Origin of the sequence: Povalibacter sp. (assembly GCF_036735925.1) — a bacterium.
Lineage (GTDB): Bacteria > Pseudomonadota > Gammaproteobacteria > Steroidobacterales > Steroidobacteraceae > Steroidobacter.
Window position 1 is genome coordinate 1 of the sequence record NZ_DAINNK010000103.1, and the last position, 14,374, is coordinate 14,374.

Genomic DNA, 14,374 nt, shown 5'->3' on the forward strand with positions numbered 1-14,374 from the left:
TTCTTGCCGGCATCGCCGTGGTCGCACCGAACCAGAATCTCATCGTGCGTTCGGGTGAGCGCAAGATGACGCTCAAGTACGCGGAGCTGAAGGACTATCGCGGCGAACGCGCGCAGCGCGGCGCGGTGCTGCCGCGCGGCTGGCGGAAGGTCGAGAGACTGGAAGTGGAGGGATGAGAACTGGGCGAGGATGATGTGAGCGGCCTTGCCTGAGTTCGAGGCCATGGTAGATGAGCGCTACCGGCGCATGACGCCCGACGAGCGGATAAGGATTGCAGCGTCCATGTACGACATGGCGCGCGCCATCGTTCTGTCGTCCCTGCCCCCGGAATTGAGTCGACGCGAGAGACGTCTCGCATTCGCCAGGCGTTTTTACGCGGGCGAGCTGTCGGAGGCAGCCTTGATCGCATACGCCGAATGGGACGGAACGGCAGCAGTGCGTGGCGCGGCTGAGGACTGAAGGTCGGAGGCGTTGTTCGCTCGCATCGCGGCGGGTGCCGGGAATAGCCAGGCCCGATAACCCCGAAGCCCCGGTCTGTCGCCGGGCTCTCCCGATGTCATAGTCGCTCACGGCCGGCGACTACCATGGACATGGATCTTTCAATTTCTCGAACCGAAGACGGACTGGAACGCCCTCGCGACATGTTCGCGCAGGACCGTCTTTACGAACAATCCGCCCGGGAGTTCGGCCCGGCGCTGTCACGGGTCGCCGCCGCCTATGAGAGCAACGCCACCCATCGACAGGATCTGCTCCAGGACATGCACGTGGCGCTGTGGCGCAGTTTCGCGACGTACAGGAATCAATGTTCGCTGCGTACGTGGATACATCGCGTGGCGCACAATGTGGCGGCCACGCATGCGCTGCGACAGAAGCGCAGCCGCACGTCGAAATGGGTTGACCTCGAAGAAGTCGCCGATGTGGCTGACGCGCTCGACGGCGAACGAGCTGCCGATGAGACGGTGGTGCTCGGCAAGCTGATGGAACTGGTTCATCGCCTCAGGCCGGTGGATCGGCCAACCCGACCGATCTCGATCCGTGGAAATTCAACACGAACACGCCGCAGGAACAGGAACTCCGCGATTCGCACAACATCACGTTCGAGGCCGTCTGGCACGGCCCGGGAATGGACGTGAAGTACATCGGCGGCAAGCGCGGCTATCTCTACGACACGCAGTCGGACTACGACAACTCGCCGATGGAGTCCTATCCCTATCCGGGCGTACCGGGCTTCACGATCTATCCCACCTACGTGACCTACACCTATCTCGACACCGACTGGACGAGCCACGAGCTGAACATCACCTCGACGAACGACGGACCGCTGCAATGGATCGTCGGCGCGTACGTCTATGACGAAGACAGCGCTCAGGAACTGCACATTCCGGCGCCTTTCCAGCCGGAGTTCGACACCTTCGTGACCGACAACGGCGCATTCGGCGGTGTCCAGGCGTCGCCGTGGCCGGACAACAGAGCGACACGCGACATCTACGTCACGCAGGACACCATCGGCGTCAAATCGCGGGCGGCCTTCGCGCAGATCGACTACGCGATCACGGATGCCTGGAAGACGACGCTCGGCCTGCGCTACACCAAGGACACGAAGGATGCCGAGGAGCGCACGCGCCAGGCGTGCTTCGCCTACGCGACATGGTGTCCCGTCAACCTGCCGCCGGAATTCGGATTCCGCGCTCCCCTCGACTGGACGCGCTCGATCCTGGGGATGCGGCCCGGCGTGCTGACCGGTCCTGACAATGGCGGCGTCTACGAAGACGGCGTCGTCAACAACGCCTACCAGGACATGAGCGACGGCTACTGGGTCCGCAATCTGCACAAGAGCTGGGACGCCTGGACCGGAACGGCGGGCGTGGAGTGGAAGCCGAATGCGGACACGCTGACGTATCTGCGTTACAGCCGCGGCTACAAGGCCGGCGGCTTCAATACCGGCGCGATCCAGGAATTCCGACGACGCAGCCCGAAACGGTGAACGCGTACGAAATCGGCTGGAAGCAGAGCTTCGGCTCCACGCTGCTGTTCAACGCGGCCGTGTTCTATTACGACTACACGGATCTGCAGGCGCCGGTGTTCATCGCGAATCCCTCCGGCGGCCCCGGCCAGACCGTATTCGCCAACCTGGAGGAGGTGCGTTCGACCGGTCTCGAACTCGAAACGACGTGGCGGCCCTTCGACAACTTCACGTTGCGGCTGGCGTACGCCTACCTGAACCCTGAAATCCAGAAGGCGTGCTGCCTGGTCGACAACGCCGATCAGCTGGCCCAGTCGCCGGAGGCGAATCGCGATCCGCCGGGCCGGCCCATCGGGGTCGCGGGACAGATCACGGGTTTCGGCCAGAGTCTCGCGGGTGATCGCGTGCCGCAATCGCCCGAGCACAAGGTGAACGTGAACGGCACCTATGCGTGGCAGTTCTCGCCGGGAGAGCTGCTGCTCTCGGCCACGTACTCGTGGCGCGACAAGACCTACACGGCGCTCTTCAACCGCTCCTACTACCTCGCGCCCGCCTACGATCAGCTGGATCTGCGCGCGACGTGGACGGCGGCGAACGATCGCTATTCCATCGTCGCCTTCGTGCGCAATGCGCTGGACGAGCTGGGCTACGACGGCTCCACGTCGACGCGACAGTCGCTGGAGTTCACGCAGAACTTCATCGATCCGTCGGCGACCATGGGCAACCTGGTGACGACCCAGTACCTGAATCCGCCACGGACGTACGGGCTGGAGCTGCAGTACCGGTTCGGCGGGAAGTAATCAGTCAGGAAGGAAAGTCTCCCTCCCCCGCATGCGGGGGAGGGAGATGCACGGACGCGGCGATAGGACTTCTACAGATTCCTGGCGAACCAGTCGACCGCGGCGTCGGTCGCCTCGGCATGACGCGCCTTGTCGATCCTGAGCACCGAGGCGGTTCCATCGAGCTGCTTCACGGCCGAGTCCGCAGCGGCAGCCTGCGAATCTTCGGCGATGAGCAGCACCGACGTCGTCTGCGGAATCTGCTCCAGATACCAGTACGGCTTGTATTCGGCGAGCGCGACCGTCGCTTCGTTCGCATTCATCGTCCTGGCGGCGCGGTTGTCTGCCGGTGCACCGGTGCGCGCCAGCGCGATCATCATCGTCTGCTGCTGCGGCGTCGGTGCAAATGCGGCGCGCGGTTCGTCCTTGCCCGCCAGCAGCGGATGCTGCGCAACGACCGATCTGACGCGCGCATCCGATCCGGCCGTGACGATCGCATGTCCGCCTGACAGGCCCACGCCCCATACGCCGATGCGCGCGCGATCTACCCCCGGCACGCTCTGCAGGAACGTGATCGCGTTGCGGACGTCGATCACCTGCGCCTGCGGATCGATGCGCAGGCGGCGGATGCGCAGGGTCGTCGTCTGCTGCGAGAAGCGCATGCGGTCATCCCAGCGCACTGGCTCGCCGAAATACAGGAAGCCGCCGCATTCGCCCCAGCCGCGATAGTCGATGGCGAGCGCGACGATGCCGCGTGTCGCGAGTGCTTCGGCAACCGGCTCGATGCTGGCGCGCGTCTCGCCCTGGCCGGGCGCGAGCACCACGGCCGCGGCGCTGGACGATGCGCCATGATTCGATGGCGTGAAGAGCTTGGCGTTGCAGCGCACGGCCTCGCTGTAATAGTGAACGGTCTCGGTGGCCGCCTGTGCCGTGATCGCATGAGTCGCGATCGAAAGCGCGGCTGCAGCAAGGAACAGATTCGCCTTCATCGTGCGCTCCCGGTGCCGAGATACTTCAGGAACCAGTCGGCCGCGAGCGTCGAGCCGACTTCGAAGCCCGTGTACGAATACGCCTGGAAGTGCGTGAGATCGGGCAGCGTCGCGACCTGCGCGGTGACGCCGCGCCCGGTGAGGAATTTCGCCGCTTCCACGGCGCCCGAATCGCCGCGCGTGAGTTCGTCCTTTTCCGCCGGCACGAACAGCACGTGGTTGGTCTTTGGAATCTGATCGAGCCATGCGCCGGGCTGAACGTCCCGGTTGCGCGTCAGGTACCAGCGATCGACGTAGGTGCGGAACGAAAAGCCCGCTTCGGTTTCTGCGCCCTGTCCCGTTCGCACGCGGACGATGGCGTCCTCCATGTTCGCATCCGCGATCGCCACCGGCTGGCGCGGCATGGGCCGCGTGCCGATCACCTGGGCGACGCAGGCCTTGACGCGCGCATCGACGGCGGATACCGCCATCACGATGGCGCCGCCATTGCTGGATCCCCAGATGCCGATGCGCTCCGCATCGACGCCAGGCTCGCCCTGCAGGAAGGAAATCGCGGCGCGGAAATCGTCCACCTCGTGCACGTTGTTGAGGTTGGTGCGCTTCATGACGATGCGCAGGTGCCGGTCGGTGACCGCACTGGCATCGGTGGTCGGATCGGGTTCGAGCAGGCGGATGTCATCGGAGCCGCTGTGGCTGAAGCCGTAGCTCTGATAGTCGATCGCCATCGCGACCAGGCCGCGATCGGCGAAGCGCGCCGCATATTTCTCGATGCCGATCGACAGCGCATTGATGCCATGACCGACGACGACTGCCGGCCAGCTGCCCTTCGCCGAGAAGCCGCGCGGCAGGAACAGCTTGCCGTGCAGCGCCGTGCCGCCATCCACGTAGAACGTCACCACCCGCGTGGTCACGCCCTGCGGCAGGTCATAGTTCCAGTCGCGCGGCTGCGTGGCATCGCGCTTCATGTCCGGATCGCTGCCTTGCCGGGCGAGATCCGCGCGATGTTTTTCGATGATGTCGGTATTGATCTGCGCGAACGCCGGGCCGGCCGCGAAGAGCGCGCCAATGGCGATGAGGGCCCTGCGGTGTCGATATGAAGGCATCATTCATTCCCCGTTTCGCGAGCGGATGCTCAGACGAGATGGCAGGCCGCCTCGGTCGCGCCATGGTGTCGCAGCGCCGGTTCTTCGTCCTTGCACTTCGGCATGGCATGGACGCAGCGCGGATGAAAACGGCAGCCGGCGGGCGGATTGCGTGCGCTGGGCGGTTCGCCGCGCAGCAGGCTGGACGGCGGCGGCGCGACCGCTTCCGGATCCGGCACCGGAACGGCAGCGAGCAGCGCCTGCGTATACGGGTGCTGCGGCGAAGCGAACAGCGCCTCGCGGCTGCCCGTCTCGACCATCCTGCCGAGATACATCACGCCGATGCGGTCGCTGATGTGACGCACCACGGACAGATCGTGCGAGATGAACAGATAGGCGAGGCCGAGCCGCCGCTGCAGATCCATGAGCAGGTTCAGGATCTGCGCCTGGATCGAGACGTCGAGCGCCGCCACCGCCTCGTCGCAGATGACGAGATCCGGCTCCAGCGCCAGCGCGCGCGCAATGCTGATGCGTTGACGCTGCCCGCCGGAGAATTCGTGCGGATAACGGTGCGCCATCTGCGGCAGCAAACCGACCAGCGCCATCAGCTCGGCCACGCGTGCGCGTCTGGCACCCGGATCCTGCGCAGCGCGATGCACTACCAGCGGCTCGGCGATGATGTCGCCCACTTTCATGCGCGGGTTGAGCGAGGAGAACGGGTCCTGGAACACCGTCTGCATGCGCCGGCGGATCGGCCGCATGCGTTCCGCACTGAAATCCGTGATGTCGGTGCCGTCGAAGATGATGCGGCCCGACGTCTTCGGCAGCATGCCAAGCACGGCCATCGCCATCGACGACTTGCCGCAGCCGCTTTCGCCGACGATCGCGAACGTCTCGCCGCGGCGGATCTCGAACGACACGCCGTCGACGGCCTTCACCGATCCGGTCTGTCGCGGCAGGATCGCGCCCGCATACACCGGGAAATGGACCTTGAGATCCTCCACGCGCAGCAGCGGCGTATCGGCGGCGGCATTCACGTCGGGCATCTCACGCTGGGCCATGGCATGCACTCACTCGGCCAGGCGAAACCACCTCGAGCATCGGACGCTCGACCAGGCAGCGCGCGTGCGCATCCGGGCAGCGCGGCGCGAAGCTGCATCCCGCCGGCAGACGCGCGAGATCGGGCGGCTGGCCTGCAATGGTGGCCATCGCGGTCTTGGCCTCGACCGCCAGCCGCGGCGATGACGCCATCAGTCCGCGCGTGTAGGGATGGCGCGGATCGCGAAACAGGTCGCGCACCGACGCGCTTTCGACGATGCGTCCCGCATACATCACCGCCACGCGGTCTGCGTAGCGGGCAACGACGCCGAGATCGTGCGTGATCAATACCAGCGCGGCGCCCGATTCCCGGGTCAGCTGCCGCAGCAGGTCCAGGATCTGCGCCTGCACCGTCACATCCAGCGCCGTCGTCGGTTCATCCGCCACGATGAGCGCCGGCTGGCAGGCCAGCGCCATCGCGATCAATACGCGTTGCCGCATGCCGCCGGAGAACTGGTGCGGATATTCCTTCAGGCGCGCGGCGGCGTCGGGGATGGACACTTTCTCCAGCAGGCCCGCCGCCATGCGCAGCGCCTCGGCCTTGCTCGCTTTCTTGTGCAGGCGGATGGGCTCGGCGATCTGTTCGCCCACCGTGAGAACGGGATTCAGGGACGACATCGGTTCCTGGAACACCATCGCGATCCGGTTGCCCCTGATCCGGCGCATGGCCTCGGGAGTCAGCGCGGTCAGATCGCAATCGTCGAACATCACGCCGGCGCCCTCCACGGTCGCGGCGTTGCCGAGCAGACCGAGCAGCGCCAGTGCCGTGACGCTCTTGCCCGAGCCGCTCTCGCCGACGATCGCCAGCGTCTCGCCGCGCGCGACCTGGAACGACACTCCATCCACGGCGCGCAGCGGCCCGTGTTCGGTGCGGAACGTGACGGACAGGTCGCGGACGTCGAGGAGGGCAGTCACTCGAACCCCATCTTGTGCTTGAGTTCGTGATCGATCCATATCCGCGCGTACACCGGCCCCGGCCGGGCGGCGCCCGCATTCAGTTCGCCGGCGTAGTTGCGTACCCACGGCCACCACGCCGTGAAGAGATAAGGAGTCGGCAGCCAGACGTAGGGCGCATCGTCCATGACCCGGACGGTGAGTTCGCGCGCCAGCTGCAGGCGTTTGCCTTCGTCGTGCATGGCCATGAGGCGGTTGAGGTCGGCGTCGAACTGCGGATTGCTGTAGGCCGCTGCATTCCAGATGCTGCCGGTCATGAAGTTCTTGCGCAGGGTCGTCGTGGGATTCACGTGCCCCGTGTCCATCATGTAGGCCGGTCCGTGCGTGCGCGTCGTCATCGCCGAAAGAAAGGCGGCATATTCCAGCGGCTGGATCGTGGTGCGCACGCCGATGCGCCGCCAGTAGTCGGCGATCAGCGGGATCCCGTCCATGTGGCCGGGATTGCAGGCGCACACCTGGATGTTGAGATCGAAACCGTCCGCGAAACCGGCTTCGGCCAGCAGCGCGCGCGCCTTCTCCGGGTTGTACGTGAATTGCTCCTGCACGCTCGCCGGCATGTCCGACAGCGGCTGGAAGTACTCGCCGAAGTCCGGGTGCTGCGGGAAGGCCATCAGCTCGCCCTGTCCTTCGTAGAGCAGCTTCAGCATGTCGTTGCGGTCGAGGGCCATGTTCAGTGCGCGGCGCACCCGCACGTCGTTGAGCGGCGGCTGGTCCGTGCGCAGGGCGATGAAGGTGCCTGCTGCGTAGAGACGGCGGTTCCATTGCAGTTCCGGCGTGGACTCCATGAGATGCCGCGCCATGGTCCAGCGGATGGCCTCCAGCATATCCAGCTTGCCGGTGCGCAGCGCGGTGATGAAGTTCGCCTCGTCCTTGATGATGCGATAGGTGACGCGGTCGACGTACGGCAGCTGATGTTCGCGACCGCCGATCTTTTCCGTGTCCCAGTAGTCCGGATTGCGCTTGAAACTCTGCACGTTGCCGTTCAGATAACGGTCGAGCATGAACGGGCCGGTGCCGGTCACGTTGCGCCAGTCGCGCTGATCGACGGCGAGCGCCTCGCGCGGAATGATGCCGGAGTAGTAGCCGTAGCCGAAGCGGTACTCCAGCTCCGCGTTGAATTCCTTGAGATGGAAGACCACGGTGTGGGCGTCGCGCGCTTCGACGCGATCGACGAAGTCATAGTAGGTCGCGATCTTGCGCGGACTGGTGTTGATGTAGTTGAACGTCTGCACGACGTCCTCGGCCTCCAGCTCGCGCGCCTTCATCACGCCCGGCTTGTCCGGAAACATCACGCCGTGCCGCAGCTCGACGACGAAGGTGAGCGGATCTTCCCAGTGCCAGCGCTCCGCCAGCTCGCCACGCAGCGCCGCGGGAGGAATGTAGGCGTCGAGCGTGAGATGCAGCGGCCCGCCGCGACTCACCGCATGCGACATGTCGGCGGCGAACAGCTGTTCGCGCACCATGCCGGTGTCGTGGCTCGCCTTCCACGTCCAGTCCGCCGGATCCCACGACAGCGCCGAGAGCGTCACGAACATCGTGCCGATGTTCAGCTCGCCGCCGTACTGCGGCGCATCGGCGGGGCTCGGCTCGGGAATCTTCTCCCAGCGCGGCGGGCCGCAGGCGGCAAGCGCGCAGACCGCCAGGCCGATGCCAAGAAGGGCGAGTGCTCGTTTCATCGCGTACCCCGCAGGCGCGGATCGAGGAGGTCGCGCATCGCATCGCCGAACATGTTGATCGAATAGACCACGACGGTGAGACACAGGCCCGGCGCAATCGCCAGCCACGGGGCGATATACATATATGAGCGCCCCGTCCCGCTGAGCATGGAACCCCAGGTCGGTGCGGGCGGCGGAATGCCCAGACCCAGGAACGACAGGCCGGCCTCCGCGAGGATCACGGCGCCGATGCGGGCAGTGAACAGCAGGATCACGACCGGCGCGATGTTCGGCAGGATGTGCCGCCAGAGAATGTGCCACCACGAAGCGCCGATCGTCTGCGCGGCACGCGTGTAGGTCATCTCGCGTACCGTCATCACTGCGCCGCGCACGATGCGCGAGCCCGCGATGCCATAGAGCAGACCCAGGACGATCACGGTCTGCGGCGCGCCGGGGCCGAGCACCGAGATCACGACGATGAGCAGGATCAGGTCCGGAAAGATCATCCACGCATCGACGAAACGCTGGGTGATCATGTCGGTGCGACCGCCGAAATAGCCGGCGATCATGCCGAGCACGACCGACACCACGACCGACAGCGCGGACGCCAGCACCGCCACGATCATCGATATCTGGCCGCCGACCAGCACGCGGGAAAAGACGTCGCGCCCGAGATGGTCGGTTCCCATGAGGTGATTCCACGAAGGCGCTTCGAGGCGGCGCACCAGGCTGGTGTCGTTCACATCGAAGGGGGCGATCACTTGCGCCAGCACGCAGAAAACGAAGAGCAGCACGAACACGATCCCGCCGGCGAGGCCCAGCGGCTTCTCGCGCGCCAGGCGTCGCAGGAAACTCGAGAGTGCGTGCGGCGGCCGATCGCTCGTCGGCTCGACGGTCGTCGCGGACGCGGTGGGAACGTTTGCGCTCATTGGCCGCGCACCCGCGGATCGAGATAGCCGTAGGCAAGATCGACGGCGAGATTGATGAACAGCACGGTGACGCCGACCACCAGGAACACGCCCGTCACGACGGGATAGTCGCGCTGGAATACCGCGTCCAGCAGCAGCGCGCCCATGCCGGGCAGCGCGAAGATCTGCTCGAAGATCACCGCGCCGCCGATCAGCAGCGGCGCCTGCAATCCCACCAGCGTGACGACGGGAATGAGACTGTTGCGCAGGGCGTGACGGAAGATCACGGCGCTTTCCTTCAGTCCCTTCGCGCGCGCGGTGCGGATGTAGTCCTGCCGCAGCACGTCGAGCATCATCGTGCGCGTCATGCGCATCGTGATGCCGGACAGCGAAAGGCCGAGCAGCACCGCGGGAACCAGGATGTGGGTGAGGTTGCGGACGGGATCGACGAACAGCGGCGTGAATTCGAGTGCGGGCGACCAGCGCCACCAGACCGACGGAAACACCATGACCAGCGTGGCCAGCCAGAATCCCGGCACCGACAGCATCAGCAGCGAGAACGAGCGCGCGATGTAGTCGCCTGCGGTGTCCTGCCGTACCGCGGAGTAAACCCCGATCGACACGCCCACGGTGATCGAAACGAGGATGGCCAGCGCGCCGAGTTCGAGCGTCACGGGCAACCGCTGGGCAATGAGGTCAGCTACTGGCTCGTTCTGCCACAGCGATTGACCGAGATCGCCGGTGAGCGCGTGTCCCGCCCAGCTGAAGTACTGTTCGATGACGGGCCGGTCCATGCCGAGCGCCGCCCGGAGACTGTCGCGATCGGCACTGCTGGCGACGTCGTTCTGCGCCAGCATCAGATCGATCACGTCGCCGGGAATCAGGCGTATGGCGCAGAAGATGATGAGGCTGGCGAAGAACAGCGTAGGAATCAGCGCCAGGCAGCGACGGATGACGAAATCATTCATCGTTCGACGGGCCCTCGACATGCGCGAGGACCTGCCGCAGACAGGCACCTGTGGCTCATTTGAGTTTTCCCCCGATGAAGATCCGCTATCCGCTTCCGCCCTACTGTACGCGAAGATCCAGTCGATCCGGCAAGCGGCGATGACGGAGAGTATCGTACCGGGCGGAAAGTAACATTAAGAAGGGCAGGGTACGAGCCTTGCCTTGCGTGCGGAGCCTGCGAGCCAGTCAAGTGACTGATTTTCGATCACGATCGCGCCTCATGACGTCTCATGACGTCGCCTGTTCGCGATCGAATGCCTGGAACGAGCTGCCCGCAGCGGCAAGCCGCGCGAGCAGCGGAGCGGGCGTCCAGAAGGCGGCGTCGTCGTGCGGATTGCGGGCAAGCTCGCCCATGCGCTGCACCACGCGATCGAGCCCGACGGTGTCGGCATGGAACATCGGGCCGCCGCGCCACGCCGGAAATCCGTAGCCGGTGACGTAGACGACATCGATGTCGGAGGCGCGCGCGGCGATGCCTTCTTCCAGGATTCTTGCGCCTTCATTGATGAGCGCATACACGATGCGGTCGATGATCTCCTGCTCATCCATCGATCGCGGCTCGATGCCGAGTTGCCTGCGATGCGCCGCGAGCAGTTCCGCGGTGACGGCGGAAGGGTGGGGCGTGCGATCACCCCGCTTGTAGTCGTACCAGCCTGCCAGCGTCTTCTGGCCGAACCGGCCGAGTTCGCACAGCCGGTCGCTGATGTTCGGCCGCTCGCGCAGTGCGGGCTGCTCGGCGTAGTAGCCCTTGCGGATCGCCCAGCCGATGTCGTGACCGGCGAGATCGCCGACGCGAAACGGACCCATGGCATAGCCGAAGGCCTCCATCGTCGCGTCGACCTGCTGCGGCGATGCGCCTTCCTCGATCAGCAACGTGGTCTGGCGACCGACCCCCGCGATCATGCGATTGCCGATGAAGCCGTCGCAGACCCCGGCGACGACGGCGACCTTCTTCAGCGTCCTGCCCAGTTTCATCGCCGTTGCGAGCACGTCCTTCGCGGTCGCAGCGCCGCGGACGACCTCGAGCAGGCGCATGACATTGGCCGGACTGAAGAAGTGCATGCCGATGACGTCGTGCGGACGTCGGGTGACGCGCGCAATGCGATCGACGTCGAGCGTCGATGTGTTGGTGGCGAGGATGGCGCCCGGCTTCATGACCCGGTCGAGCTGCGCAAAGACGGCTTCCTTGACGGAAATTTCCTCGAACACCGCTTCGATGACGATGTCGGCGTTTGCGATTGCCTCGTACGACAGCACGGGCGTGAGCAGGGCGAGGCGCCGCTCGGCGTCGGCGGCGGAAATCCGGTTGCGCTGCACCTGGCTTGCGTAGGTCTCGCGGATGCGCGCCACGCCGCGATCGAGGGCCTGCGCATTCATTTCCAGCAGCGCCACCGGAATGCCGGCGTTCAGGAAGCACATGGCGATGCCGCCGCCCATGGTGCCCGCACCGATGACGGCCGCCGAGGCGATCGCGCGGGTCGGCGTCGAGGAGGGCACGTCAGCGATCCGTGCGGCCGTGCGTTCGGCGAAGAACACGTGACGCAACGCCTTCGACTGGGGCGTCTGCACCAGTTCCATGAACAATGAGCGCTCGAAGGCGAGCCCGTCGGCAATGGGCATTTCCAGCGCCGCTTCGATCGCTGCGATGCAGTGCATGGGCGACGGCTCGTGCGTCGATCGCTTGCGGACTTTCGCGCGGGCGGCCTGCAGCAGTGCCGCGGCATTCCCGTCCGTCACCTGCAGATCGCGCGTGCGTCGCGGGGACTCGCCGCGCTCGATCAGTGCGGAGGCGAATTCGATCGCCGCCGGCAAGGGGTCGCCTGCGACCGTGCGATCCAGCAGCGGCGCGCGATCCAGTTGCCGCGCTGCAACCGGATCGCCGCTCAGGATCATGTCGAGCGCCGTCGCGAGACCCGCGAGTCGCGGCAGGCGCTGGGTGCCACCGGCGCCGGGCATGATTCCGAGCTTGATTTCCGGCAGCCCGAGCAGCGCGTCGGCGGCAGCGACGCGATAGTGGCAGCCCAGCGCCAGTTCCAGCCCGCCGCCGAGCGCGCTGCCGGTGATGGCCGCTACCACCGGTTTCGGGCTCGATTCGATCATCCGGGCGACCTCGCCGGAGATCGGATGGCGCGTCGCCGCCGGCGTATTGAACTCGCGGATGTCGGCGCCGGCGCAGAACGTGCGATTGCGTCCGGTGAGCACGATCGCCCGGACGGCCGGGTCGGCGACGGCGCGTTCGAGCGCGGCCGCGATGCCTTCGCGGGTGGCATGGCTGAGGGCGTTGACCGGTGCGTCGCCGAAAGCGATGACTGCGATCGGTCCTTCCAGGCAGTAGTCAATAAGTGTCATGTCGGTTCTTGGCTGAGTGCAGTGAGGGCGGGCAGGCACGGTTGCATGGGTCGGCGACAGTATCAGGCGTCCCCAGGTTGGCAAACCGTCAATTCAAATTCGGGAGCGAGGCCGCCGCTGACCCGGTGCGCAATGGCAGACCGGACAGATCAACGGCGCAAGTGGTTGACGACTCCACCGACGTGTGAGGTCCGATTCGCAAGAGTGATCGGGGATATTCGCAGATTGATGAACGACCGGACATGCCGGACTGCAGAATGACGAAGGAACGTCAGCTCAGATTCATGCGACGCATCTCGAACGTCGCGAATGGGCACGAAGGCCGGAAAAAACTCCGGGATCGCAATCGCCTGCGCATGCAGGCAATCAAGTCAGAGTCATATGGGGAGGATCGCTGTGAAGAAATCTTGCAAAGCTCGTCCATGGAAGTCCCTGAGCCACACGGTGCTCTTGCTGGCGCCTTGCGTCGTCACGCCGACCATGGTGCAGGCCGCGGAGGGCAGCCTGGAAGAGATCATCGTTACCGGCTCGTTCATCCGGCGCGACAGTTTCGAGATGAGTTCGCCGCTCGATGTGGTGTCGAACCAGACGCTCGCCGAGACCGGCGCCGCGAAGATCGGCGAGACCCTCTTCAACCAGACGTTCAATTTCGGCGTCAACCGGGTGCAGAACTACCTGGCGGGCGGCCAGCTGACCGACGGTACGATCACCTACAGCAACCTGCGCGGCCTCGGGTCCGGCGCAACGTTGAATCTGATGGACGGCAAGCGCACACTGACCGATGCCAATTTCGGCTATCCGCAGATGGCCATCGAACGCATCGAGACCCTGCTGGATGGCGCTTCGGCCCTCTATGGCAGCAACGCCATCGCGGGCGTGCAGAACTTCGTGCCGACCACGCGATTCAACGGCATCGAGGTGATGGCTGACTATCGCGAGCGTGAAGATGGCGGCGGCGCCGAGTCGCTGTTCGGCATCATGGGCGGTTTCAGCACCGACACCGACAACATGGTGTTCTCCATCGAGCTGCAGAACCGCGCGGCCGTCTTCGCTTCCGATATTCCCAAGTACACGGATATCGCCCCGACGGTATCGGGCGCGGGTCACCCGGGTTCATACCTCGTGCCGCAGCGCGACGCGAATGGTGTGCTCACCGGCACGAGCATCTCGCTCGCCGATCCCACCTGCGGCAACCAGACCAACAACCCGGGCAATCGCCATTCCATCCCGGGCAACCGTCCTTTCGGCACCGTGGCTCCGGGCGCGAACGGCTCCTCCAGCTGCTCGTTCTACTACGGCGAGTTCTGGGACTTTCAGCCGGAACTGGACGCCACCAAGGCCTATCTCCACTACGATCACAAGTTCGGTGATCGCGTGACGTTCAACGTCGAGACGATCTTCAATCAGCGCACGGACACCCGCCGTGGCTCGCCGGTCGACTTCGGCGCGAACGCGAAGGCCGTCCACCAGATGCTCACCAATGGCGTCATTCCCGGCTACCATCCCGGCAATCCGTTCAGGGCCATGAACAATGCGGGTCAGCCGCTGTTCGCGCTGGATGCCAATGGCGACGGCATTGCCGATCGTGA

The 14,374-nt window shown here is 65.4% G+C and carries 12 protein-coding genes and 1 pseudogene; 5 read left to right on the forward strand and 8 right to left on the reverse strand.

The genetic code is table 11. From position 1 onward, the window contains the following. Positions 1-204 precede the first annotated feature (204 nt). The 4 genes and pseudogenes from V7D81_RS20990 (at position 205) to V7D81_RS21005 (ending at position 2,763) form a co-directional block, all read left to right on the forward strand. The gene (locus tag V7D81_RS20990; protein WP_324319974.1) at positions 205-459 is read left to right on the forward strand and encodes a hypothetical protein; all 255 of its coding nucleotides are present in this window, start codon (positions 205-207) and stop codon (positions 457-459) included. Between the two features lie 182 nt (positions 460-641). Further along, on the forward strand, positions 642-1,133 hold the full coding sequence (locus tag V7D81_RS20995; RefSeq protein WP_324319996.1) for an RNA polymerase sigma factor: 492 nt from the start codon (positions 642-644) through the stop codon (positions 1,131-1,133). Next, a pseudogene (locus tag V7D81_RS21000) lies at positions 1,055-1,984 on the forward strand (TonB-dependent receptor domain-containing protein); the annotation flags it as partial. The gene V7D81_RS20995 and the pseudogene V7D81_RS21000, both read left to right, overlap by 79 nt. Continuing rightward, positions 1,981-2,763, forward strand: a complete 783-nt coding sequence (locus V7D81_RS21005) for a TonB-dependent receptor domain-containing protein (RefSeq protein WP_324319976.1) — start codon at positions 1,981-1,983, stop codon at positions 2,761-2,763. The pseudogene V7D81_RS21000 and the gene V7D81_RS21005, both read left to right, overlap by 4 nt. Before the next feature lie 71 nt (positions 2,764-2,834). On the opposite strand, the gene V7D81_RS21010 is transcribed toward V7D81_RS21005, so the two are convergent. From V7D81_RS21010 to V7D81_RS21045, 8 genes are all read right to left on the reverse strand, one after another. Then, on the reverse strand, positions 2,835-3,731 hold the full coding sequence (locus V7D81_RS21010; RefSeq protein WP_324319978.1) for an alpha/beta hydrolase: 897 nt from the start codon (positions 3,729-3,731) through the stop codon (positions 2,835-2,837). Beyond that, positions 3,728-4,834 (reverse strand): alpha/beta hydrolase, encoded by a 1,107-nt coding sequence (locus V7D81_RS21015; RefSeq protein WP_324319980.1) that lies wholly within the window; start codon positions 4,832-4,834, stop codon positions 3,728-3,730. The genes V7D81_RS21010 and V7D81_RS21015 overlap by 4 nt, the downstream gene beginning before the upstream one ends. A 29-nt stretch (positions 4,835-4,863) precedes the next feature. Continuing rightward, positions 4,864-5,874 (reverse strand): ABC transporter ATP-binding protein, encoded by a 1,011-nt coding sequence (locus V7D81_RS21020; RefSeq protein WP_324319982.1) that lies wholly within the window; start codon positions 5,872-5,874, stop codon positions 4,864-4,866. After that, positions 5,861-6,826 (reverse strand): ABC transporter ATP-binding protein, encoded by a 966-nt coding sequence (locus V7D81_RS21025; protein ID WP_324319984.1) that lies wholly within the window; start codon positions 6,824-6,826, stop codon positions 5,861-5,863. Before V7D81_RS21025 ends, V7D81_RS21020 begins: the two co-directional genes overlap by 14 nt. Then, the gene (locus V7D81_RS21030) at positions 6,823-8,541 is read right to left on the reverse strand and encodes an ABC transporter substrate-binding protein (RefSeq protein ID WP_324319986.1); all 1,719 of its coding nucleotides are present in this window, start codon (positions 8,539-8,541) and stop codon (positions 6,823-6,825) included. Before V7D81_RS21030 ends, V7D81_RS21025 begins: the two co-directional genes overlap by 4 nt. Next, a complete protein-coding gene (locus V7D81_RS21035; RefSeq protein ID WP_324319988.1) occupies positions 8,538-9,449 on the reverse strand; it encodes an ABC transporter permease in 912 nt (303 codons plus the stop codon). Before V7D81_RS21035 ends, V7D81_RS21030 begins: the two co-directional genes overlap by 4 nt. Continuing rightward, on the reverse strand, positions 9,446-10,417 hold the full coding sequence (locus V7D81_RS21040) for an ABC transporter permease (RefSeq protein ID WP_324319990.1): 972 nt from the start codon (positions 10,415-10,417) through the stop codon (positions 9,446-9,448). The genes V7D81_RS21035 and V7D81_RS21040 overlap by 4 nt, the downstream gene beginning before the upstream one ends. Before the next feature lie 247 nt (positions 10,418-10,664). Then, a complete protein-coding gene (locus tag V7D81_RS21045) occupies positions 10,665-12,785 on the reverse strand; it encodes a 3-hydroxyacyl-CoA dehydrogenase NAD-binding domain-containing protein (RefSeq protein WP_324319992.1) in 2,121 nt (706 codons plus the stop codon). A 450-nt stretch (positions 12,786-13,235) separates the two neighbouring features. Between V7D81_RS21045 and V7D81_RS21050 the strand changes: the two genes are divergently transcribed. Then, positions 13,236-14,374: TonB-dependent receptor plug domain-containing protein (locus tag V7D81_RS21050; RefSeq protein WP_324319994.1), on the forward strand; the 1,139-nt coding region annotated here is incomplete at its 3' end.

What these genes read in the sequence shown, in the direction of transcription:
- V7D81_RS20995 (WP_324319996.1), top strand. Translation starts at nt 642, where the DNA reads ATGTTCGCGCAGGACCGTCTTTACGAACAATCCGCCCGGGAGTTCGGC.
- V7D81_RS21040 (WP_324319990.1), bottom strand. Translation starts at nt 10,417, where the DNA reads ATGTCGAGGGCCCGTCGAACGATGAATGATTTCGTCATCCGTCGCTGC.
- V7D81_RS21030 (WP_324319986.1), bottom strand. Translation starts at nt 8,541, where the DNA reads ATGAAACGAGCACTCGCCCTTCTTGGCATCGGCCTGGCGGTCTGCGCG.
- V7D81_RS21015 (WP_324319980.1), bottom strand. Translation starts at nt 4,834, where the DNA reads ATGCCTTCATATCGACACCGCAGGGCCCTCATCGCCATTGGCGCGCTC.
- V7D81_RS21020 (WP_324319982.1), bottom strand. Translation starts at nt 5,874, where the DNA reads ATGGCCCAGCGTGAGATGCCCGACGTGAATGCCGCCGCCGATACGCCG.
- V7D81_RS21035 (WP_324319988.1), bottom strand. Translation starts at nt 9,449, where the DNA reads ATGAGCGCAAACGTTCCCACCGCGTCCGCGACGACCGTCGAGCCGACG.
- V7D81_RS21010 (WP_324319978.1), bottom strand. Translation starts at nt 3,731, where the DNA reads ATGAAGGCGAATCTGTTCCTTGCTGCAGCCGCGCTTTCGATCGCGACT.
- V7D81_RS21045 (WP_324319992.1), bottom strand. Translation starts at nt 12,785, where the DNA reads ATGACACTTATTGACTACTGCCTGGAAGGACCGATCGCAGTCATCGCT.